General features: G+C 40.5%; 26 protein-coding genes and 1 riboswitch. Of the genes, 22 read left to right on the top strand and 4 right to left on the bottom strand.

What is annotated here, in order from left to right:
- Nucleotides 1–5: 5 nt before the first annotated feature.
- Both FC33_RS02355 and FC33_RS02350 read right to left on the bottom strand, forming a co-directional pair.
- Nucleotides 6–896 (bottom strand): metal ABC transporter solute-binding protein, Zn/Mn family, encoded by an 891-nt coding sequence (locus FC33_RS02355; protein ID WP_057827019.1) that lies wholly within the window; start codon nucleotides 894–896, stop codon nucleotides 6–8.
- A gap of 427 nt (nucleotides 897–1,323) precedes the next feature.
- A complete protein-coding gene (locus FC33_RS02350; RefSeq protein ID WP_057827018.1) occupies nucleotides 1,324–2,013 on the bottom strand; it encodes an alpha/beta hydrolase family protein in 690 nt (229 codons plus the stop codon).
- A 188-nt stretch (nucleotides 2,014–2,201) separates the two neighbouring features.
- Between FC33_RS02350 and rsmG the strand changes: the two genes are divergently transcribed.
- From rsmG to FC33_RS02285, 13 genes are all read left to right on the top strand, one after another.
- Nucleotides 2,202–2,927 (top strand): 16S rRNA (guanine(527)-N(7))-methyltransferase RsmG, encoded by a 726-nt coding sequence (rsmG, locus tag FC33_RS02345; protein WP_057827017.1) that lies wholly within the window; start codon nucleotides 2,202–2,204, stop codon nucleotides 2,925–2,927.
- A gap of 20 nt (nucleotides 2,928–2,947) precedes the next feature.
- Nucleotides 2,948–3,826 (top strand): nucleoid occlusion protein, encoded by an 879-nt coding sequence (noc, locus tag FC33_RS02340; RefSeq protein ID WP_057827016.1) that lies wholly within the window; start codon nucleotides 2,948–2,950, stop codon nucleotides 3,824–3,826.
- An 18-nt stretch (nucleotides 3,827–3,844) separates the two neighbouring features.
- Nucleotides 3,845–4,612 carry a ParA family protein gene (locus tag FC33_RS02335; RefSeq protein ID WP_057827015.1) on the top strand — a complete coding sequence of 256 codons (768 nt, stop codon included), beginning with the start codon at nucleotides 3,845–3,847 and terminating at the stop codon, nucleotides 4,610–4,612.
- Nucleotides 4,602–5,474, top strand: coding sequence for a ParB/RepB/Spo0J family partition protein (locus FC33_RS02330; protein WP_057827014.1), 873 nt, complete (start codon nucleotides 4,602–4,604; stop codon nucleotides 5,472–5,474). The genes FC33_RS02335 and FC33_RS02330 overlap by 11 nt, the downstream gene beginning before the upstream one ends.
- 30 nt (nucleotides 5,475–5,504) lie before the next feature.
- Nucleotides 5,505–5,693, top strand: a complete 189-nt coding sequence (locus tag FC33_RS02325) for a DUF951 domain-containing protein (RefSeq protein ID WP_057827013.1) — start codon at nucleotides 5,505–5,507, stop codon at nucleotides 5,691–5,693.
- Nucleotides 5,694–5,707: 14 nt separating this feature from the next.
- Entirely contained in the window at nucleotides 5,708–6,817 is a 1,110-nt protein-coding gene (gene ychF, locus FC33_RS02320; protein ID WP_057827012.1) for a redox-regulated ATPase YchF, read from the top strand.
- Between the two features lie 43 nt (nucleotides 6,818–6,860).
- The gene (locus FC33_RS02315) at nucleotides 6,861–7,580 is read left to right on the top strand and encodes a DUF1129 family protein (protein ID WP_057827011.1); all 720 of its coding nucleotides are present in this window, start codon (nucleotides 6,861–6,863) and stop codon (nucleotides 7,578–7,580) included.
- Nucleotides 7,581–7,768: 188 nt separating this feature from the next.
- Nucleotides 7,769–7,969 (top strand): helix-turn-helix domain-containing protein, encoded by a 201-nt coding sequence (locus tag FC33_RS08425; protein ID WP_057827010.1) that lies wholly within the window; start codon nucleotides 7,769–7,771, stop codon nucleotides 7,967–7,969.
- A 172-nt stretch (nucleotides 7,970–8,141) separates the two neighbouring features.
- Entirely contained in the window at nucleotides 8,142–9,104 is a 963-nt protein-coding gene (locus tag FC33_RS02305) for a ribose-phosphate diphosphokinase (protein WP_057827009.1), read from the top strand.
- 77 nt (nucleotides 9,105–9,181) lie between these two features.
- Complete coding sequence (locus tag FC33_RS02300; protein WP_057827008.1) at nucleotides 9,182–9,904, top strand: L,D-transpeptidase; 723 nt, start codon at nucleotides 9,182–9,184, stop codon at nucleotides 9,902–9,904.
- Between the two features lie 107 nt (nucleotides 9,905–10,011).
- Nucleotides 10,012–11,337 carry a C1 family peptidase gene (locus tag FC33_RS02295; protein WP_373863520.1) on the top strand — a complete coding sequence of 442 codons (1,326 nt, stop codon included), beginning with the start codon at nucleotides 10,012–10,014 and terminating at the stop codon, nucleotides 11,335–11,337.
- Between the two features lie 214 nt (nucleotides 11,338–11,551).
- Nucleotides 11,552–14,200 (top strand): YfhO family protein, encoded by a 2,649-nt coding sequence (locus FC33_RS02290; protein ID WP_162257608.1) that lies wholly within the window; start codon nucleotides 11,552–11,554, stop codon nucleotides 14,198–14,200.
- A 30-nt stretch (nucleotides 14,201–14,230) separates the two neighbouring features.
- Nucleotides 14,231–14,926: a sortase gene (locus FC33_RS02285; protein WP_057827005.1), complete on the top strand. Its 696-nt coding sequence runs from the start codon at nucleotides 14,231–14,233 to the stop codon at nucleotides 14,924–14,926.
- A gap of 39 nt (nucleotides 14,927–14,965) precedes the next feature.
- Here the strand turns inward: FC33_RS02285 and FC33_RS08400 are convergent, their stop codons facing one another.
- Nucleotides 14,966–15,118, bottom strand: coding sequence for a hypothetical protein (locus FC33_RS08400; protein ID WP_164477235.1), 153 nt, complete (start codon nucleotides 15,116–15,118; stop codon nucleotides 14,966–14,968).
- 204 nt (nucleotides 15,119–15,322) lie between these two features.
- On the opposite strand from FC33_RS08400, the gene FC33_RS02280 reads away from it, so the two are divergent.
- From FC33_RS02280 to FC33_RS02245, 8 genes are all read left to right on the top strand, one after another.
- Entirely contained in the window at nucleotides 15,323–17,623 is a 2,301-nt protein-coding gene (locus FC33_RS02280; RefSeq protein WP_057827004.1) for an LPXTG cell wall anchor domain-containing protein, read from the top strand.
- Between the two features lie 94 nt (nucleotides 17,624–17,717).
- Nucleotides 17,718–18,044, top strand: a complete 327-nt coding sequence (locus tag FC33_RS02275; protein ID WP_057827003.1) for a thioredoxin family protein — start codon at nucleotides 17,718–17,720, stop codon at nucleotides 18,042–18,044.
- A gap of 16 nt (nucleotides 18,045–18,060) precedes the next feature.
- Complete coding sequence (locus FC33_RS02270; RefSeq protein WP_057827002.1) at nucleotides 18,061–18,450, top strand: fluoride efflux transporter FluC; 390 nt, start codon at nucleotides 18,061–18,063, stop codon at nucleotides 18,448–18,450.
- On the top strand, nucleotides 18,450–18,809 hold the full coding sequence (crcB, locus tag FC33_RS02265; RefSeq protein WP_057827001.1) for a fluoride efflux transporter CrcB: 360 nt from the start codon (nucleotides 18,450–18,452) through the stop codon (nucleotides 18,807–18,809). Before FC33_RS02270 ends, crcB begins: the two co-directional genes overlap by 1 nt.
- Nucleotides 18,810–18,868: 59 nt before the next feature.
- The gene (locus FC33_RS02260) at nucleotides 18,869–19,726 is read left to right on the top strand and encodes a DegV family protein (protein ID WP_057827000.1); all 858 of its coding nucleotides are present in this window, start codon (nucleotides 18,869–18,871) and stop codon (nucleotides 19,724–19,726) included.
- 55 nt (nucleotides 19,727–19,781) lie between these two features.
- Nucleotides 19,782–19,826: riboswitch (PreQ1 riboswitch) on the top strand.
- A gap of 11 nt (nucleotides 19,827–19,837) precedes the next feature.
- Entirely contained in the window at nucleotides 19,838–20,332 is a 495-nt protein-coding gene (locus tag FC33_RS02255) for a QueT transporter family protein (protein WP_081037029.1), read from the top strand.
- 12 nt (nucleotides 20,333–20,344) lie between these two features.
- Complete coding sequence (locus FC33_RS02250) at nucleotides 20,345–20,569, top strand: DUF2829 domain-containing protein (RefSeq protein WP_057826998.1); 225 nt, start codon at nucleotides 20,345–20,347, stop codon at nucleotides 20,567–20,569.
- The gene (locus FC33_RS02245; RefSeq protein WP_057826997.1) at nucleotides 20,569–21,324 is read left to right on the top strand and encodes a 3-oxoacyl-ACP reductase; all 756 of its coding nucleotides are present in this window, start codon (nucleotides 20,569–20,571) and stop codon (nucleotides 21,322–21,324) included. The genes FC33_RS02250 and FC33_RS02245 overlap by 1 nt, the downstream gene beginning before the upstream one ends.
- A 34-nt stretch (nucleotides 21,325–21,358) precedes the next feature.
- Here the strand turns inward: FC33_RS02245 and FC33_RS02240 are convergent, their stop codons facing one another.
- Nucleotides 21,359–21,748 (bottom strand): VOC family protein, encoded by a 390-nt coding sequence (locus FC33_RS02240; RefSeq protein ID WP_057826996.1) that lies wholly within the window; start codon nucleotides 21,746–21,748, stop codon nucleotides 21,359–21,361.
- Between the two features lie 160 nt (nucleotides 21,749–21,908).
- Here FC33_RS02240 and FC33_RS02235 point away from each other — a divergent pair, with 160 nt between their 5' ends.
- Complete coding sequence (locus FC33_RS02235; protein WP_057826995.1) at nucleotides 21,909–22,790, top strand: ROK family protein; 882 nt, start codon at nucleotides 21,909–21,911, stop codon at nucleotides 22,788–22,790.
- The last annotated feature ends 68 nt before the right edge of the window (nucleotides 22,791–22,858 follow it).

Genomic DNA, 22,858 nt, shown 5'->3' with positions numbered 1-22,858 from the left:
GATGATTACCTCTTTGTTTGAACGATTTTAGCGAGTTGATCTAATTCATTACTGAACCAGTCGATGTAATTGCCGCCTTTTGGCATTGTTTCGGTAACTTCGAGAACCGGAATGTTTTCTTTCCGGCAAAGGTCAGCGATGTTATCAACGATTTTGCTATCATCTTGTTTATTTAAGACGAAAAAGGCGATTTTGTGTTCTTTAATATTGTTTTGCAAGTCGCGAATATCAGTATATGACGGATCTGATCCTTCTTCGATTGCAAGGGCAAAATGGCTGTCAGTAACCTTAAAGCCCATTTTTTGAAGGGCATAGTTAAAAACTGGTTCACTGACCGCGACGTTGGCATTTTGCTTTTCGTTTTTGATTTGATCCATTTTTTGGTTAAGAATGTTCAACTTCTTTTTATAAGCAGCCGCGTTCTTTTTAAAGGCTGCGGCGTCTTGAGGTAAAAGTCGGCCATATTGGGCAGCTAACGCGTCAACATATTTTTCAATGTTGGCAGGGTTGTACCATAAGTGTTCGTTATCGCCGTCTTTGGCACCAACGATTTTCCCAACTGAAAGAATTTTCCGGGCTTGCAGTTTATTGACCCATGTATCGTACCCTACTCCGTTTTCAATCACAAGATTGGCCTTAGCAACTTTTTTGGCGGTTGCGGTTGTCGGGGTAAAGTCATGTGGATCAATGTTTGGACTATTAATGATCGACGTTACGGTTCCGTGATCGCCGAGAACTTCCTGAGCAATGTTGCCGTAAAAATTGGTTGTTGCAACGACATTGAGTTTGTCAGTTGATGCTTTTTTAGTGGACGATTGCTTTCCGCAAGCACTTAAAGAAAATGTGAATAAAATTGCGCCGACAGCTAATAAAAATAATTTTGAAAATTTCTTCATTCAGTAGCTCCTTTAATGAAATTAGTAATGATTACTTTTTAGATAATAAAGGGGCAAACTAGGCGTGTCAACAGCCAAAAGTCCGTTAGATCGGGATTACGATTTAGAAATTGAATTGAATTGCTTGTTTATTAGAAAGTGAAAAACGAGGATTACGATTTAAATTTTTTTATTGAATTTTTTGTGAAGTGAAAAAAGAGTAAAAAAATAACCCGCATGGGATGCGAAAGGGCAAAAAAAACTCTGCATTATACATTGTATAGTGCAGAGAAAAAAAGGAGTAAGTGATGATGAACAGAACTCATATTAACGTGAGCCGAATCTAGGGGGAGATGGAAGCCCACAAAGCTCTTTCATCAATATCTATATAATACCCTGGTTTTAATTCAGTGTCAATCCTTTTTGGGAAATTTTTTATCTTTTTTGTTTATAAATGTTTTTGAATTTGTTTTTCAATGATTGTCAGCATATACGGTGTGTAAAAAGCGTTAGTTCCGCTGGCAGTATTTTTCAAAATAAAATCCTGGACTTCATTTTGAAGACGATAGGCCTTGATAAATTGAGTCCGGCATGCTTCATCAAATGAATCAAGTTCGCCGTTATAGATAAACAACGCCGGCCGTTTATGCGACGGAATCATTGCGGTTAATTTAGAGTAATCCGTCTCGCCGAATAAAAAGCCAGCCCGGAAACGTAAGGGGAGAACCCGCGGATCTTCGGCATTCCATTCAGGATCATTAGCAGTAAAAAGGGTCATTCCGCTTAGATCGGCTCCGCGCTTTTCGCCCCAGATGAAGATCCGGTTAGTGTCGATTGAAAATTGGGCGGCGTGCAAAAGCAAAAAGCGAATTGCAGATTTAATTTCGCCCACCTGATGATGCAGATCCCCGGTTAATTGATCAGCTGCCATCATCGCAATTGTGAATCCATGGGCGCTTAACCGGGAAAGCGGAATGGTGTGAAGTTGTTCTTGACCGTCCCCGATGAAAATAATCAACGGGTTGAACTTGGCAGTTGGGGGAACAAGAACATGAACAAAATGATGCGGTAAATATTCATGGTTTAAGCTTAAATGTGGGAGTTGTTCAGTGGTTGGTTCGTTAAAAAATTCAGTCATTTAAATTCCTCATTTGATAAATTTCTACTATATAAGTATAGCGTAAAAAGAAATGAATAAAAATTCTCAAAGAAAGAGAATGGGTCCGGAATTCGCCTTGCTTTTAATGAGTAAATAAATTAAACTTATCAGTAGTGTGAAACATTGAAAAATTAAGTGTTTCACGAAGAACAGAGAAAGGAAATCCGATGACACCAGAAGAATTTAAACAGGAACTTGCACTTCATGGAATCATGCTTTCTGATAAGCAGATGAAACAGTTTGAAGATTATTACGAGTTGCTGGTTGATACTAATAAAGTTGTAAACTTAACAGCAATTACGGCGAAAAAAGAAGTTTATTTAAAACATTTCTATGATTCGCTGATCCTTGGAATTGAAGTTCCAGCTCTTCGGACGGAAGCAGTTACGCTTTGCGATGTAGGTGCTGGTGCCGGATTTCCATCAATTCCAATGAAAATTGCTTTTCCGCAATTAAAAGTGACGATCGTTGATTCATTGAATAAACGCATTAAGTTTCTTCAAGAATTAATTACCCGGCTGGGGCTGACCGATGTTGAACTGTGCCATGCCCGGGCGGAAGAATTCGCGGGCAAAAAGAGTAAGCATCGTGAAAGCTATGATTTTGTGACTGCCCGGGCGGTGGCCCGCATGTCCGTTTTAACAGAATTGTGTCTGCCGCTGGTCAAAGTCGGCGGCCAATTTATTGCGCTTAAAGCCCAAAAAGCCGATCAAGAATTAGCTGATGCCCAGAAGGCAATTCAAGTTCTTGGCGGGCAGTTTAAACAAGATATTCAAACTGAATTGCCAGCCACGCATGATGAACGTCACTTATTGATCGTTGAAAAAGTTAAATCAACGCCAAAGCAATATCCGCGCAAGGCGGGTACTCCTGCACGGAATCCGATTGTTTAGACAATCAAAGGAGGAAAATTATGGCATTTTTATTTTGGGGTAAGAATAAAAAGAAGGAAAAGGATGCTGAAACCGCAACGCCAGATGTTGAACAGCAGCCTCGTCCAGAAGACCAGGTTGAAGAAATTGCGGTCAATCAGATCATTCCCAACCGCTTTCAACCACGGCAAATTTTTGCTCAGGAAAAGATCGATGAATTAGCGGATACGATCAAAGATCACGGGTTACTTCAGCCAATTATTTTGCGCGAATATGAACCTGGAAAATATGAAATCATTGCTGGTGAACGGCGTTTCCGCGCAATTCAAACGTTAAAGTGGGAAAAGGTCCCGGCAATTGTCCGGACAATGTCGGATACCGAAGCAGCTTCAATGGCGGTGATTGAAAACTTACAACGCGAAGAGTTAACCTCAATCGAAGAGGCTGAAGCATACCAGCGCTTACTTGATTTAAACAATTTAACTCAGGCACAGCTGGCTGAAGAACTCGGGAAAAGCCAATCATTTATTGCTAATAAGTTACGGTTGTTGAAGCTGAGCCGGCCAGTTCAGCAAGCAATCTTAAACCGTAAGATTTCAGAACGGCACGGGCGGGCGCTGGTTCGATTAGATAACGAACAACAGGCCAAGGTCTTAAAAGATGTTTTGAATAATCACCTTTCAGTTAAGGAAACTGAAAAGAAGGTCAACCGGATCGTTGTTCCCCGCATGAAGCCGAAAAACCGGCCGCAAATTAAAGGGGTTGCCAAGGATGTTCGACTGGCAGTCAATACGATCAAACAGTCAGTCAATATGGTTCGTGAAACGGGAATCGACGTTCAGGTTGAAGAAGAGACCAACGATGATGTTCAAAAAATTGTAATTGAAATTCCATTAAAAAATAAAAATGAACGAAACTAGTGAAGGAGAGTGGATTAGATGGGACGCGTAATTGCACTTGCCAACCAAAAAGGCGGGGTTGGTAAAACCACGACAAGCATTAACCTTGGTGCTTGTTTAGCAAAATTAGGCCAGAAAGTATTACTGATCGATGCCGATGCTCAAGGAAACGCAACGAGCGGACTTGGAATTCGGAAAGCAGATATTAAAGCGGATGTTTATGATGTTCTGGTAAATGAAGTTCCAATGACGGATGTGATCATTCACACCAGCCGGAAGAACCTTGATATTGTTCCGGCAACGATTCAATTATCAGGTGCTGAAATTGAATTGACATCTCAAATGGCACGGGAAAAACGGTTAGCGGATGCAGTTGTGCCGATTCGAGACAGCTATGATTATATTTTGATCGACTGCCCGCCTTCACTTGGAATGCTGACGATCAACGCGTTTACAGCTTGCGATACGATTTTGATTCCGGTTCAAAGCGAATACTATGCTTTGGAAGGATTAAGTCAGTTATTAAATACAATTCAGCTTGTGCAAAAGCACTTCAATCCAAACTTGAAGATCGAGGGGGTCTTGTTAACAATGCTGGATGCCCGGACTAACCTTGGAAACGAGGTTGTTGAAGAAGTTAAACGGTTCTTTAAAGACAAGGTTTATCAAACGATTATTCCCCGCAACGTCCGGCTTTCAGAAGCTCCAAGTCATGGAATGTCGATCATTGACTATGATCCATCATCACGGGGAGCGAAGGAATACATGGCGTTAGCAAAGGAGGTCTTAGCAGCTCATGGCAAGTAAGAATAAAAAGGGACTTGGCCGCGGAATCAATGCTTTATTCGCTGATTTTGACGAAGAAAAAGAAGCAGATGAAAAGGTTGAAGAACTTCAACTTGACGAGATCCGCCCGAACCCTTATCAACCACGGAAAAACTTTGATGAAGAAAATTTAAAGGATTTATCAGATTCAATTCGGAAAAACGGGGTCTTCCAACCAATCATTGTGCGCAAATCAAGTGTGATGGGTTATGAGATCATTGCCGGTGAACGCCGTTTCCGGGCTTCAAAATTAGCTGGAAAGGACTCAATTCCAGCAATTGTGCGGGCAATTGACGATGAACAAATGATGGAAGTTGCCGTCCTTGAAAACTTGCAACGGGAAGATTTAAGTCCGCTTGAAGAGGCTGAAGCTTACAGTACATTGATGAAGAACCTGAAAATTACCCAGTCAGAGTTATCAGAACGGTTAGGCAAGTCGCGGCCATATATTGCAAACTATTTGCGCCTCTTGGATCTGCCCCGGGAAGTCAAAGCATTTGTTCAAGACGGTAAGTTGTCAATGGGCCAGGCCCGGACATTGCTGGCTTTGAAAGACAAGGATAAGTTAGTTGAACTTGCAAAGAAGACGGTTAAGGAAAACTACACGGTTCGTCAATTGGAACAAATCGTCAATGACATGAACGGGAAAAAGAAAGTCAAAAAGGACCGGAAAAAGAAACTTTCACCGTATCTTCTTCAAAGCCAAGACCGGCTTCAAGAAAAATTTGGAACGAAGGTTGCAATCAAATCCAACGAAAAGACGGGCAAGGGTAAAATTGAAATTAACTACCTGTCAACGGAAGATTTTAATCGAATCTTGGATGTTTTAAACATTGAGTTGTAATCATGAATTATTTATGAGGCGAGCTTTTAAATGAAAGATTATGATTTAAACGACATTGTTGAAATGAAAAAGGCTCATCCGTGCGGAACCAACCGTTGGAAAATCATTCGGATGGGAATGGATATCAAGATTGAATGTACGGGGTGCGGCCACATTGTAATGCTTCCCCGGCGTGAATTTGAACGCAAAATGAAGAAAATTTTAGAAAAAGCTAATTAGAAAGAGTGAATGAAATGGCATTAACAGCTGGAATTGTCGGCTTGCCAAATGTTGGAAAGTCAACGCTATTTAACGCAATTACAAAAGCAGGAGCAGAAATGGCAAATTATCCATTTGCGACAATTGATCCCAATGTAGGAATGGTTGAAGTTCCTGATAAACGATTGGCGCGGATCGATGAAATCATCCCTGCCAAAAAAATTGTCCACACCACCTTTGAATTTACTGATATTGCGGGAATCGTTAAGGGCGCCAGCAAGGGTGAAGGATTAGGAAACAAATTCTTGGAAAACATTCGTCAATGTGACGCGATCGTTCACGTTGTTCGGGCTTTTGATGATGATAATATCACTCACGTTTCAGGAAAAGTTGACCCAATCGATGATATCAACACGATCAACCTTGAATTGGTATTGGCCGACCTTGAATCGATCAATAAGCGTTATACCCGGGTTGAAAAGGTTGCTAAAACCGGGCGTGATAAGGATGCCCAAGCTGAATTCGCCGTTTTGCAAAAGATCAAGCCAGTGCTTGAAGAAGGAAAGCCGGTTCGCTCGATTGAATTTAACGATGATGAAAAGAAAATCGTTAAGGGCTTATTCTTATTAACTTCAAAGCCGGTCCTTTACGTTGCAAATATCGGTGAAGAAGATATGGCTGATCCAGACGGCAACAAATACATGCCAGAAATCAAGAAGTTCTTAGCCGAAAACGATCCTGGTTCAGAAGTTATCGGGGTTGCTGCCGGAACGGAAGAAGAAATCGCCGAAATGGATGATGACGAAAAGAAGGAATTCCTTGAAATGGAAGGCGTTGAAGAGCCTGGATTGAACCGGCTGATTCGGGCCTCATACAAGTTATTAGGCCTTGAAACATTCTTTACAGCCGGTGGGAAAGAAACCCGGGCTTGGACTTTCAGACACGGAATGAAGGCTCCGCAAGTTGCCGGAATTATTCACTCAGACTTTGAACGGGGCTTTATTCGCGCTGAAACTGTTTCATTTGATGACCTTGATAAATATGGCAGCATGCAAGCCGTTAAAGAAGCTGGTAAGATGCGCCTTGAAGGAAAAGACTACGTGGTTCAAGATGGCGACATTATTGAATTCCGGTTCAATGTCTAAAATAAGAGTTTAAAAGTCGATTTCAGTTAAAGGAGGAACCGTTGTGGCAGACGAAGATATTCGGCAAAAAAATCAAAAAGCAGCTCAACGTCAGGCAGAAACCCGTGAAAAAGAACGTCAGGAAAAAATGATCGAAATCAATAAGCAATTCGCGGACTTGACTAAACGGAATGCAGAGTACATGATCAAGTTAAACCGGGCGTTGAATGCTCAAGGGTATGACCCTGAAAAGAAAGCAACTGCTTTAAATGAAGTTTATGAAGAATTAAAAGTTAAGCAAAAACAAGGCTATACAGCTGCAAAGTTATATGGTCCGGCTGCTAAAAAAGCAGACGATATTATTAACGGACCGAAGCGCGAATTGGAAAACAAACCGCCTAAGTTCTGGGAATCAGCTTTGGATAACGGATTATTGATGTTCGTTATGTTCTGTGCAATGTACGGAATTTTAGGTCTGTTTTCAAAACGGCAAACAGCAGATGCTGGGTGGTTAACGATCGTTTCAACTTCCGTAATTGCCGGCTTAGGATTAGCAGGATTCTACAAGGTAATGAATAACCGGAAGGCAAAGCACCGGATCTTACGGGCAATTGGAGTCTTCTTAGGCTTGTTGATCGTTTGGTTCGCTGCCTTTGCATTGATCGCCAAGATTCCGCCACAGGTCAACCCGGCCTTTACGCCGCTTGCTGATATCCTGTTTGCACTGATTGGTTTTGGTGTACGGTATCTGTTAAAGAAGAAATTGAATATTCGTTCATTCTAAGGCTTAAAGAGGCTGCGACTGGTGTTGCCGCCTCTTTTTGAATATTGGTACAGAAATTTTTTGCGCGTAGATCCCTTGATTAGATTTTTTTAATTAATCGAGGTGTGTTAAAATTAAAGCTAAAGGGGAAAACAGTTTTATTAAGGGATCTAAGATTAAAGTTTGATGAAAAGATGGAGGAATATTTTATGGAACTCGGAAAGAATTTAGAAGAAGAACGTGAAAGTTATCACTTTACCCAAAAAGAGGTTGCTGACATTTTGCACGTTTCACGGCAAACTGTTTCAAACTGGGAACGTGATGTCAGCTATCCGGATTTGGAAAGTCTGGTATATTTAAGTGATTTATATCACATTTCAGTTGACCAGCTGTTAAAACATGCGATGTAAGAGTTAAGCGAGTCTTGATAAAACTGAACGAGGAGGTTGCATCTATGGGCAGCCTCCTGTTTTTAACCCCATTGTCATGTTTTCGTCATCTAAGCGTTCTTGACAAACGCCTGAAATACCATAGAATTAAGAAAGAACATAATGATTGCTGAATGCTGGAGGAAAGACATAAATGAATCAAGATAATACCGGAATTAAACTTTTTGCCTTAAATTCCAATCCTAAATTGGCTCAAAAAATTGCCGATGATCTTGGAGTTGAGTTGAGCGATACAACTGTTCATCATTTCAGCGATGGTGAAATTCAAATTAATATCGACACAAGTGTTCGCGGATGCGATGTTTTTGTTATTCAATCAATTTCAGATCCAGTCAATGAAAACTTTATGGAATTAATGGTAATGATCGATGCGTTACGGCGGGCAAGTGCCGGAACGATCAACTGCGTAATTCCGTATTACGGTTATGCCCGGGCTGATCGGAAGACGCGGCCACGGGAACCAATCACAGCAAAACTAATTGCTAACTTTTTGACGATGGCAGGTGCTGATCGGGTAGTTACCCTTGATTTGCATGCTGGTCAGTTACAAGGATTTTTTAATATTCCGGTTGACCACCTTTTAGCAATCTATAGTCAAGCTGATTACTTCAAGAAAAACGGCCTTGATAAAGATGTTGTGGTCGTTGCTCCGGATCACAGCAGTGTAAAATTAGCGCGGAATTTGGCAGAATGCCTGAAAGCACCAATCGCAATTGTTGATAAGCGGGATTCGAAACGCGTTGATAAAAATACTGATGTGATTGGGGATGTCAAGGGCCATCAATGCATTATCTTTGATGATATGATCGATACGGGTGCGAAAATGGCGGATGCCGCTGCCGTGTTGAAACAAGCGGGGGCAACGGACGTTTACGGTTGTGCAACGCATGCAATTTTCTCTGGCAATGCGGTTAACGAATTGAAAAATTCAGCGCTTAAAGAAGTTATTGTAACCGATACGATTCAAATGCCTGAAGAGAAAAAGTTTGAACAGTTAAGAATCTTATCAGTTGCACCGATTTTTGCGAAGGCAATTTCATTGATTTATCACAATCAATCAGTTGATTCATTATTTAACAAAAACGATAATATTTAAACAATGGGTTGAACGGAAAAGCGAAAGTTTTACAATGCTGTTCAACCCTTTGTATCTACTGGAGATAAAAGGAAAGCATGGAAAAACGAAGCGAATCGATTAAGCGTCGGCGACAGGAAAAACTGGCGAACATTAAATTTCGAAAAATTGATATTTTAATCTTAATAATGACGCTTCTTGGCCTTTTTGGCTATCGGCACTGTATGCATGTTGCTGATCATCACCAAATTGTGATCGAACAACAGGCCAAAGCGCGGGCTGCTAAAATAGCAAGGAAAAAAGTTGCAGCCGCAAAGAAGCGGGCTGCAAAGTCAGTAATGCGGACGCCGATCAATTGGCAGGAGTCTTCAGAAAAGGTTCCGTATCCAAATTTAAATAACGTTAAAAATTTCTGGATCAAAGTGGCGTTGTTAAAGAACCGGACATATTTGATGTCGGGGAATAAGGTAATTTACACGATGTACTGTAGTGGTGGCCTTTTCCATAAGGATCCGAATACCGGAAAGATGGTCAGCGATACGCCGACGGGAACATACCAAATTCAACCGGAACGGGGCCAAAGCTTCTTTAACAGTTCATTAAATGAAGGCGCAAATTACTGGGTTTCGTGGAAGGATAACGGGGTTTACCTTTTCCATACAGTCCCAACAAAGAAAGACGGAAGTTACAATGTTCCGGAAGCTGAGAAGCTTGGAAAGCAACCGGCTTCGCACGGGTGTATTCGGCTATCAGTTCCGGATGCGAAATGGATGATGCAGAATTTAAAGGTTGGAACAAAGGTTGTTGTTCAAAATGATTAAAAAGTTGGGACATCAGTTCCAACTTTTTATTTTTTTAATGTTGATATTTTGAACGTGTATGTTAAAATACAATTAAATTAAAATTAGTTTTTGATGAAAGAAGAATCATGATGACAAAGGAACAGGATATTACATATCAAGATCTGCAAAAATTTAACCAAGATTATGAACAAACCCCAGCGTCAGCTTCACTTGGCCGGGCGGTTCAGGAAAACGGCGTGATCGCAGCCAGCCGCAACTATGCAGCTAAACGCGGTTTAAACCGGGTATTTTCAATTGAGGTTGAAACCGGAGCAGTGACTGCTCAGAAAAAGAGCGGTCGTTGCTGGTTATTTGCAACGTTGAATACCATGCGCCACGAATTTGAAAAGAAATACAATGTTAAGGACTTTCAGTTCTCCCAAAACTATAATTCGTTTTTTGACCGGTTGGAAAAGGCTAATCATTACCTTGAAGAAGTGATTCGGTTGGCTGATCGTCCAAGCGATGACCGGGAATTACTTGATGTTTTGAACTGGAATGATAATGATGGCGGTCAATGGGCCAATGCGGCGGCATTGATTGACAAATACGGGGTTGTTCCGCAAAGCGTCATGCCGGAAACTTTCGCAAGTGATCAAACGAGCGACTTAAACTCATCATTAAATCTGAAACTTAGTAAGGATGCAATGCATCTGCGTGAAATGAAGGCAGCCGGGAAATCCGATGAAGAATTAAGGGCATATAAAAAAGAAGCTTTAAGCGATATTTACCGGATGCTTGTTTATGCGTTTGGACAACCGCCAGTTAAATTTGATTTTGAATACCGTGATCAAGATAAAGATTACCACATTGATCGCGATTTAACGCCGAAGAGTTTCTTTGAAAAATACTGCAAGCGGAATTTTGATGATTATGTTTGTTTGTTAGATGCACCCGATCATGAAATGGATCAAAAATATGGTCTGCCAAGTCAAGACTATATTTACAACGGCAAGCATATTGAATTCTTGAATGTGGGCACTCAAGAATTGAAGGATGCCGTGATTGCATCACTTAAAAACGGTGAAACGGTTTGGTTTGGATGCGACGTTTTACAAGATCTTGATCGGCAAAAAGGTTACCTTTCATCTGAATTCTTTAAACAGGGTGAATTATTTAACGTTGACCTTGAATTAAGCAAAAAAGATCGCCTGATGTCACGCAACGGGGAAGTCTCCCACGCAATGACGTTTACGGGCGTTGATATCGTGGATAGCAAACCAACCAAGTGGAAAGTTGAAAATTCATGGGGAAGTAAAATCGGCGACCAAGGCTACTTTGTGATGTCGGATGAATGGTTCGATAAATACGTTTATGAAGTCATTATTAACCAAAAGTATATTTCAGAACGTGCTAAGCAAATTAATCACCAAGCAAAGATTGATTTGCCAGCATGGGATTCATTGAGATAATTTGAAAAGAAAGGTTACGGCGATTGTCGTAACCTTTCTTTTTTCTTAAATCGTGAGAGTAAGAATTTTTCGTTAAACAAATATTATTTTTTTAAGATTCATTATTAGGAATAATAGAAACTATTTAATCTATGGTACAATCATTAAATGAGTGATAAAGTTAAAAAGTAAAAAATTTTATCAAACAAATAACTATTATGGGGTGAGTTTAAACGTGAGAAAAAGAGAAAAGAAATCCTCGCGTAAAGTTTCGGATTCAAGCAAAAACACCCGTCTCTTGCAATTGCTTTCATTTGCATTACCGATTTTGATTTTATTAGGGTACTTTGCTTACCGGAAGATGTTCCCGTTTGGAAATTCGTCAATTTTGACGGTTGACTTAGGGCAGCAATATGTTGATTTTTATTCATTTTATCGGAACACATTGCTGCACCATTTCAGTCAATTCTTCTATTCATTCCAAAATGCGATTGGGGGCAGCATGTGGGGAACATGGGCATACTATTTATTCAGCCCGTTTAATTTAGTATTGCTCTTTACGCCTGGAAAATGGATCACATTCGGGATTCTCTTGATTACCGTTTTAAAAGTTGGATGCAGTGGATGGGCATTCAGTAAGTTGCTGCTTAAAGAAAAGTGGCAAAAAGGATTCTTAGTTCCAGCATTTTCAATTGCATATGCCTTAAACGGTTTTGTGGTTGCAAATATCTTGAACATTATGTGGTTAGATGCATTAGTTTTCTTGCCACTAATGATCATCGGAATTGAAAATCTGATTGAACGGAAGAGCATGTGGGTCTACCCGGTATTTTTAGCAATTATTTTAGTTACAAATTACTACATGGGTTACATGATCTGCATCTTCGCGGTTTTATACTTTGCATGGACATATGTCCGCAACAGTGAAAAGATTCAAGCAAAGTGGAAGACGATTGGAAGCTTTATTGGCCGGTCGCTTCTTGGAGCCGGCATGGCAGCCGTTGTCTTATTACCAACGTTCTTTAACATTATGCAGACCAAGGCGCAATATAATACCAAGTCATTCCAATGGAAATTTGATTACTCACCATGGAAGATCTTGCCGAAGTTTTTGGTCGGCGGGTTCAACTTTGACCAAATGCCAAAGGGAACGCCAAACATCTTCGTTGGAACTTTGGTATTAATTGGATTTATCTGCTACTTCACATGCAAGGAGATCAAACTGAAAGAAAAGATCGCAACGATCGTTGTGAGTGCCTTCTTTGTTGTTTCCCTTTGCTACCAACCGCTTGATTTGTTCTGGCACGCAATGCAATTCCCTGTATGGTATCCATACCGGTTCTCATACATTGTCTGCTTCTGGATGATTCTAATTGCGGCGCGGGGACTATTGAAGATCACCCGGCTATCCCGGTTACAGTTGATGCTCAGTGTTATTGTTTTAGGGGTAATCGTCGAATACAGCTTCTACAACATTAAGAAGTTTGGTTTCTTAAAGAGCACGAATATTGTAATCAGCAGCGTGATCATCATCGGATTCTTAGTATTATTCTCAGTTCCGATGAAGAAATGGTTCAAACTTTCATTATTAGCATTAACAACCGTCGAAATGGGGGCAAACGTCGCTTTGAGTTTGAATCCAATCGACTATGTTAAACAAAGCGATTTTGCCGGCTTTATTTCAAACCTGAATACTGCGCTTGATGGAATTCGGCCAGGTAAGAATGAGTTTTACCGGATCGGCAAAACCTTTGAACGTTCAAAGGACGATCCAATGCAATGTAACTTCTATGGAACCGATGAATTTAATTCAATGATGGATCCGAAGACTTCAAACTTTATGAACGAAATTGGGGATTCATCCGGTGATAATTACACGGGTTACAGTAACGGGACGCTATTCTCAGACTCATTCCTTGGAATCAAGTACATGTTGAATCAAACGTCAGATACGAACGTTTTATCACCATATTCAACCCGGCTTGATTTGAGTAATGATAATTTGGTAAATGGAACCAACACGATTAATATTTACAAGAATCCGTACGTCTTGCCGATTGGTTTTGCCGCAAGTCCAGATATCTTGAATGTTAAGTTACAATCTGCCCAACCAATTCAAAATCAAAACATGATTGCGGCTGGCTTGGCAGGCAACAAGAAACTGAAACTCTTTAAGTCATATAAAGATTTAAGTGTTGTTTACAGCAACTTGAAGGATGAAGGAAATAATACGTATACCAAGGTCAATGGTAATCAGGATGCAACGATTCAAATGCCATTTACACCAAAGACAAACGATCCATACTACTTAACGATCGGACCAGCATTTGCCAATAATGGTAACTTGAATTGTTCATTCACGATCGGTGATCAACAGTTGACCCAAACCGGGGACTTTAACTCACCAATGATCTTGAACATTACCGGCGGCGGTCAAAAAGATCAAAAGCAAACGTTGACGATGACATTGACTAACAATAGTTTGCAACTTGACAGCTTTGGGTTGTATCACCTTGATATGAGTAAATACAAGTCATTAATGAATGATTTGAATGAACACCCATTGAAGCTTGATCACTTCAGTAATACGAAGATCAGCGGAACGATCGACGTTCCAAAACATGAATTGATCATGACAACGATTCCTGCTCAAACTGGTTGGCACGTTAAGGTTGATGGCAAGACAGTTAAACCGAAGAAGGCGCTTGATGAATTCTTAGCAGTTCCTGTCAGTGCTGGAAAACACCAAGTAACGTTTACTTACCGGACACCATACTTGTTCCTCGGAGCAATCGTATCCGTTGTAAGTATCGGAATTTTAGTTGTTTTGAAAAAGAAGGAAGATTCAACCGTTCGTCAATCAGAACCTGAAACGACGAAATAGTAAGTGTAAAAATGAAAGGGGTAACTCAAGATGGCAGAATCAAGAAGTAAAAAACATGGGAAAGTAAGGAAAACCCTTGTAAGTATTTTGGTTATTTTATTGGTATTATGCGGCTTAGCATTGATTTTTAACGAACAAATCAAATCATTTGTTGTTAACCACATTTCAACGACCGCATTAAACAAGCCAATCAGCAGTTCAAAGCCGAAGAAAGGGCAATTCGATTATGATGCCGTTCGTCCGGTTGACACGAAAGATGTTGCCAAGGCTGCAACTTCAAATGCAGCGGATTCAATCGGAAAGATTGCGATTCCAGATGTCGGGATTCACTTGCCAGTCTTCTACGGTTTAGCTCAAAGCAATTTGATGCGTGGGGCTGGAACGATGAAACAAAATGAAACGATGGGTGAAGAGGGCAACTACTGCCTTGCCGGTCACCACATGGAAGACAACAGCATTTTGTTTGGACCGTTAGCAAACATTGGCGTTGGGGCCAAAGTATATTTGACAGACGGAAAGAACGTTTATACTTACAAGGTTACATTGAAGAAAATCGTTAATGAAGATCAAGTTCAATGGTTAAATGATGTCCCAGGTCAAAAGTTATTAACATTGGTAACCTGCTCATCAGGAACTCCTGGAGTTAAGACCCGGATCATTGTTCGTGGCGAACTCCAACAGGTTCAACCGGCAAATAAGAGTACTTTGAAAGTGTTTGATAAATAAGAATGAAAAAAGCTATGGCTTTGGCCATAGCTTTTTTTGTTACTTTGATTTTGGAACTACGCAATGCCCGTTGCATGCGCATTTTTGATCATCGATCATCGGGCAATGACAAATTCCGTCCTTACCTGCACACGGACAGCCGGCAGTACATTGCATGCCATTCGTACAAAGTGGTGCATTTTGGTTTTCCATCTTTTTTCACCTCCTAGTTAAAAGGGTAGCATTAATAATTAAAAAGGAACGGTTAAAGTTTAAAAAGTTTATAAATAAGTCTTATTAAAAATTAAATTCCCAATAATGACGGGTGATTTTTGATAAAATAATAAGCATAGGTTATTAAAATTCGAACAATAATTAATATTAGTAATGAGTAAGATTACTTTAGGAGGTTAAAATTTGAAAAAAAGAAACTATCTTTTATGTTCATTAACTTTGACGGGAATGCTGGTAGCGGGAAGTTTGGCCCCGGCTGTGAATGCAACAACGGTTGCGGTCAATCAGCAAGCAGCGCAAACATCGGGTAATTCACTTCAAGGACAGTTGGATCAAGCAAAAGCTAATCTGCAAGCTGCGCAAACGAAAGTGAATGAAGCGCAAAGTCAATTAAATACAATTAATCAACAAGTTAAAAATAATAGCGATAAGTGGCAGGCATTAGATAAACAGCTTGAAGACCTTGATAACAAATTAGCAAGTTTAAACAGTAATTCAAGCAGTGTCAGCAGCGGAACGACAGATCCACGCGCTGAAGTTGCAAAGCAAATTCAACAAGTGCAAACTGAATTGAAAAATGTTCAGGCCCGACACACAACGTTAGCCCAACAGCAACAAACTGCTAAGGCAAACCTGAGTGCTGCTCAACAACAATTGGTCACTGCTCAAAAAGCTTATGACCAAGCAAAGCAGGCATTTGATGCTGCGCAAGCAAGCAGTACAACATCAAGTGCCGTTTCAAGCAGCACTTTAAATGGAAGTTCAAGCGTTGCAACCAGTGGAAGCTCCAGTGTAGTTCAAGCTTCAAGCAGCTCGGTAACGGCAAACGGTGCGATTTCATCAAGTACGGATTCAAGTTCGACAAAATCAAGCTTAAAGGGATCAACTAGTACCTCAACGGGTTCAAAATCTTCAAGTTCAAGTTTGACACCGCAAGAACAGTTGAAAGATGCTCAACAAAAGCTTGCGGATGCAAAGAAAAACTTGCAATCGGCGCAAACGAATTATGATAATGCAACTCAAAAGGCACGGAGTTTGAGTCAGCAATGGCAAGACTTGGATAATAAGGCGATTCAATTAGAAGACCAGTATTATCAATTAGCAGATAAGAATACTGCAGATGCCAAGCAAATGTATCAAGAAATTGTTAAGTTGCAGACCCAGGTTTCAAATACTTACCAGCAATATACTGCGGCAGTTAAAGACCAACAAGCTGCGAAAACAGCCCTTGATAATGCTAAAAGTGCAGTTACAAGTGCGCAACAAGCAGTTGACAAAGCCCAGGCAGCATTGAATGGAACCAGTTCTTCAAGCTCAAGTAAGTATTCATCATCATTGAGTAAGAGCAGTCTAAAATCATCGAGCAGTAGTAAAAAGAGTTCAAGTGTAAAGAGCTCCTTAAGCGAAAAATCAAGTTCAAGTAAGGTTTCATCAAGTAGTAGCCAAAAGAACTCAAGTACTTCAAGTAATTTAAGCAGCCAATTGAAGTCATCAAGTAGTAAGAAGAGCTCAAGTGTTGAAAGCTCATCAAATAAGACTTCGAGCAGCAAGCAATCAAGTACTTCAAGCAGCACAAGCAGTAAGAAGAGTTCAAGCATTGAAAGTTCATCAAGCAAGACTTCAAGCAGTAAGCAATCAAGTATTTCAAGCAACGTAAGCAGCCAGTTGAAGTCATCAAACAGCAGTAGTAAGAAGAGTTCAAGCATTGAAAGCTCATCAAGCAAGATTTCAAGCAGCAAGCAATCAAGTACTTCAAGTAATACAAGCAGCCAAATGAAGTCATCAAGTAGTAAGAAGAGCTCAAGTGTTGAAAGCTCATCACGCAAGACTTCAAGCAGTGTAAGCAGTCAATTGAAGTCATCAAACAGCAGTAGCCAAAAGAGCTCAAGTATTGAAAGTTCATCAAGCAAGGCTTCAAGCGATAAACAATCAAGTACTTCAAGAAGCGCAAACAGTAGTAAGAAGGACTCAAGTAATAAGCAATTAAGCACTTCAAGTAACGGAAACAACAAAAAGAGTTCAAATGTTGGGGATTCATCGAGAAAGACTTCAAGTAGTTCGAAGTCATCAAGTGGCGAATTAAGTGGCAAAAATTCATCAAGCAGCTTGAAAAAATCATCAACTCAAGATCCAGCAGATCCTGGAGCAAAGAGTTCAAACTCAAAACCAGCTTCATCAAGTACTGAATCAAATGGTTCAAAGAAGACGGCTGATCCGGATAAAAATGTTGCTGATCCAGGAAATAAGAGTTCATCATCTTCAATGAACTTTGCTAAAAATGAAGATCCAGCAGCGAAGAATTCAAATGATCCAACTGTTCAAGGACAAGCAGGTGCAAAGCAGTTAGATGTTTCAAAAGCGAATGCTGATAACCGGAAGTTGCCGGCAACGGGTGAACAACGCGGAATTTTAACAGCGATTGGAGCAGTAATTTTGGCTGGCTTGGGAGCAATGATTCCTTTCAGAAAAAAGAGTGATAAATAATAAACGATAAAAGGTCGGGTTTTCCCGGCTTTTTATATTTTTGAAAGAAGAGTAAAATAAAAGGATATGTTATCAGATTCAAGGAAGTGGAAAAATGGCAGTTACGATCACTGATCAAAACTTTGCTGAAGAAACAGCTAGCGGATTAGTTTTGCTCGATTTTTGGGGCGATTGGTGCCAACCGTGCAAGATGCTGGATCCGGTTCTTGCACAGCTTGAAGATCAATTCGACAATCAAATTAAGTTTGCAAAGGTTGATGTTGGGCAATACCGGGAACTTGCGGAGCAATTTGGAATTCAAAATATTCCGACTCAAATTTTATTTGTTAATGGGCAGGCCAAAGAGAAAATTACAGGATACCGGCCATTCAAACCATTTGAAGATTATCTTCGTCAAAAAATCGATCAATATCTAAATTAAAAGGAAGAGTTTTAAAATGAGTGATAAGGTAAAAAATTATTTGAGCGTTGCTTTCTTTGCCTTTTTTGGCGGAATCAGCAGGTATTATTTAGGAAAAATTTGGCAAAGTAGCGGAACGATCGTTGCTAATTTGGTAGGATGCTTTTTGTTAGCATTTCTGACGTATTATGTGATTGAACGCGATTTGCTTGCTGGATGGCTGAATGTTGGATTGGGAACCGGGTTTATCGGGGCATTTACGACCTTTTCTTCATTTACAGTTGATTTCATGAAATTGGTAAACGCCCATCATTTGATTCATGCGATGGCTTATTTAAGTATTAGTATTCTAGGCGGTTTTTTATGTGTAACTCTCGGCTATATTTTAGCAAGCCGGCTGGTAAAGAAGGAAAAGGGTGAATTTTAATGATTTGGATGTTAGGTTTAGGTGCAAGCGCTGGAGCATGTGTGCGGTATTTTTTAACGAATCTGATCAAAAAACACGTTAAGGGTTCATTCCCATTAGCAACGTTCTTTTTAAATGTTTCAGGGGCCCTTGTTTTAGGATTCGTTGTTGGAATTAAGCTTAAGACATTACCATATGCAATTCTTGGAACCGGCTTTTTAGGCGGTTACACGACCTTTTCAACGTTTAATACGGAATTGTTTGCATTACTGGATGATCATAACTACCGGATGGCGGTGTTATACGGAATATTAAGTTATGTGATTGGAATCAGTTTTGCTTTTCTAGGGTTTATGCTTGGTCAGCATTTGATCGGTTAATATGGTAAGATAGTTAGTGATGTTTAGAATTGAAGGATTAATGAATTGGATGGTAAGAAATGAAAACTGCGATTCTGACAGATAGCGCGGCGATTATTGCTCCTCAAATCAAGCATAAATTAGCAATTAAAACGTTGTCGTTACCGTTATTGTTGAACGGCAAGCGATATTATGAGAAGTATGACTATGATCGGCAACAGGTTAAGGCAATGCTTCGTGAAAAAAATTCGTTTTTAATGTGCGGTCAGGTGTCAGTGACAGCAATCGATGAATTTTTGAATGAACTGATCGATAAGGGTTATACAGATGTTATCTGGGTTTACCTTGATAATGATATTAGTGGTTTAGGAAATAATTTGCGCTCATATCAGCAACGCCATGATCAAATCAACATTCATTTGGTTGATTCGTATTCAATGGGCGTCGCAGAGGGTAATTTAGCGGTATTAGCAGCGAAACTGGTTGCTCAGGGAAAGGACTGGAATGCAATTGAGCCGATTTTGAAAGAGGTTCGGAATAGCAATCAGACCGTGATGATTTTAAAGAATCTGCGGCATATTTCGACTACCGGATACGTTAAGAATGGGGTCTTTCCGATTCAAAAAACGATTTTTCGCCCGCAAACGTTAATGCGTTTTAATCCGCAGGGGCAGCTTGAAGTTCAAAGTACTTATCTGCAGCATAGCAAACTTTCCCGGACGATTCGGCGAATGATCATGCCGGCGTATCAAGAAATGGCAGGGCAACTTCAAATTACGATTACCGCAATTCGAACTCGGCATAACGATCAAGTGATTTCACGGTTGATTAAGGCAATCAACCGGACATTTCCGGCTGCCCAAATTAAATTATATGAAATGAACCTTTCGATGATTGCCCATATCGGAACGGATGGGATCGTCATCAGTTGGGGTTAAGCTAAAAATCAGGGATGGTGAATTTGTCATCATTGCTGATTTTTTTTATACTAGAACATGAGTGGTTCGCGAAAATCCCACTTAAAAAAACTAGAAAGAGGTTTGATACCTGTGAATAATCAAAAAAAACAGTCTTTAGTTAGTCTAACTAAAGCCGGAATCGTTGCGGCCCTTTACGCGGCATTGACAATTGTATTGTCGCCGATCAGTTACGGTGCAATGCAGATTCGGTTATCTGAAATTTTTAATAACCTTGCCGTTTTCAATAAGCGTTATATTTGGGCATTAACGATTGGATGCGCAATTGCCAATCTTAATTCACCGCTTGGAATTGTTGATATCATCTTCGGTTCCTTGGGGACGCTTTTAATGACAAGCCTGAGTTATTTCTTAAGCCGGCGGGTCAAATCGACGGCCGGCAAGCTTGCAATTGCAGTGGTTGTATGTACGTTGATGACCTGGACGGTTGCGTTAGAATTACATTTCGTAAATCACCTTCCGTTTTGGCCAACATACTTAGCGGTTGCAGTCGGTGAATTCATTTCAATGGTAATTGGTGCGGTAATTTTTGGAATTTTAAGCAAACGAATTGATTTAACAAAGTAATGGAGGATCAAAATGACATTTGAAGAAGTTTTACCGGAATTAAAAAAGGGTAAAAAAGCCGTTCGAACAGGTTGGGGCGGTTCGGAAGAATACATTTTCGTCGTTAATAATGACACTTTGAACGGCGAAGCAATCAACCCGTATTTAATGATTCGGACAAAGGAAGAACCGGCATTGTCGCAATTCATGCCGACCTCATGCGACGTTTTAGCTGAAGATTGGAAGTTGGTTGACTAATGAATTTATATCCGGAATTTGAAGGAAAAATCGTTGTTATCACGGGCGTTTCATCGGGAATCGGCTTTGAACAGGCCAAGGCCTTTTTGGATGCCGGAGCGAAAGTTTTCGGGGCCGATATTCAAAATGGTGGCCAAGTATATGAGCTGAATGATCACGGAAACTTTAACTTTACGAAATGTGATGTAAGTGATCCACAGGAAATTGAGGCCTGGTTAAATCCAATCATTGAAAACAACCAGATCGATATTTTGATCAATACGGCAGGAATCCTTGACGGCTATGCTCCGACTTTAGAAACGACCGAAGATCAGTGGGACAAAATTTTTGATACGAATTTGAAGAGTATTTTCAGGATCACAAACCTGATTTTGCCGCAGATGCTTGAAAATGGTCATGGAACGATCGTTAATATGGCATCGATTGCTGGCATGGTTGCCGGTGGTGGCGGCGCTGCATACACGGCTGCAAAATTTGGAATTATCGGTTATACAAAGCAGTTGGATTATGATTATGCTGCGAAAGGCATTCGAGCAAATTGTATTGCTCCCGGGGCAATTGAAACCCCAATGAACGCCAAGGACTTTGAAGAAGACGATGGCAAGATGGCCAAATGGGTTGCTGATCAAACCCCAGCAAAACGTTGGGCGCAACCAGAAGAAGTTGCTGCGTTGACCATGTTCTTAGCAAGCCCGCGAGCTGATTACATTCATGGAACAGCGGTCCCAATCGATGGCGGTTGGTTAGAAAAATAAAGTGACTGACCTGGAATTTCCAGGAACAGCCACTTTATTTTTTATATGAAGCAATTTCAATTAAATTGTTATCCGGGTCAGTAATGTAAATTGAAGTCATTTCGCCTTCGGATCCCATCTTTTTTTCAGGGCCTTCAACGATGTTTACAAAGTAACTTTTAAGGTGGTTTTCAACATCATTGATGTCATCACCGACAACGATGCATAAATCAGCCGCCCCAATTGTTGGATGGTCAGCTTTTAACTCGGTTGGCCGGTCGGTCTTTTGAAGTCGAATCAACTGGTGACCGCACCGTAATGTAGTGACATTTTCATCGGTTTGATCTTCAATGACAGGCATGTCAAAAACTTCGTGATAAAACCGCGTTGCTTGCGGAATGTTGCTGATAGTTAAAACAATATGATCAAGACGTCGAACACGCATAATGGGTGCTCCTTTCTAGAACAAAAATTCAATCACATAATATTATACACAATGCAACTTGATTCGTTAAAAAATTGATTAATAATTTTGAAAGCGTTTATTTCAAAGCGCTTTTGTTTTATAATCATAAATGTGAATATAACAAATAAGGAGAAAGCATATGGCAAAGAGATATGGTGCAATTGAAGCCGGCGGAACAAAGTTTGTTTGTGCTGTCAGTGACGGAAATTTAAACGTTTTAAAGCGGGTTAAAATTCCGACAACGGTTCCCGCCGAAACGATGAGTGAAGTTTTCAAGTTCTTTGAAGAAAACCCATGTGATGCAATTGGAATTGGTTCATTTGGTCCAATCGATGTTAACCGTAATTCAGATACATACGGTTACATTACAACAACGCCTAAGGAAGGCTGGGCAAATTATGATTTCCTTGGCGAAATGAAGAAACGGTTTGACGTTCCATATGCATGGACAACGGACGTTAACGTTGCTGCATACGGTGAATTAAAGCGTGGGGCTGCTAAGGGATTAGACAGCTGCGTTTACTTAACTGTCGGAACTGGCGTTGGCGGTGGTGGAGTCGTTAACGGTAAATTGCTTGAAGGCTTTGGCCACCCTGAAATGGGACACATGATCATGCGGCGCCATCCAGATGACAAGTACGAAGGCCATTGCCCATATCACAAGGATTGTCTTGAAGGGTTAACAGCTGGTCCAGCGGTTGAAGCACGGCACCATGGGGTAAAAGCATACGAAATTCCAAAGGATGATCATGACTGGGAAATCGAAGCATACTACCTTGCTCAAGCATGCATGGACTTAACGGTTGTTCTTTCACCAGAAATGATTATCTTTGGCGGCGGTGTTTCAAAGCAGGAACAACTCTTCCCAATGATGCGGGAATCATTCAAGAAGCAAATGAATGGCTACTTGAAGACGCCTGATTTGGATAAATACATTGTTCACTGTGCATTAGGCGACGATGCTGGAATCACAGGATGCTTACTTTTAGCACAAGAAGAAGACGAAAAAGCAAGTAAGTAGTTTACAAAAAAACGAACTGATAAAAAGCAGTTCGTTTTTTTATCTGTGCACAGCTTTATTATAATTAC

Source organism: Ligilactobacillus aviarius subsp. aviarius DSM 20655, from assembly GCF_001436315.1.
GTDB classification, from domain to species: domain Bacteria; phylum Bacillota; class Bacilli; order Lactobacillales; family Lactobacillaceae; genus Ligilactobacillus; species Ligilactobacillus aviarius.
Note: the sequence above shows the minus strand (reverse complement) of the source record. Positions and strands in the feature narration are given on the sequence as shown.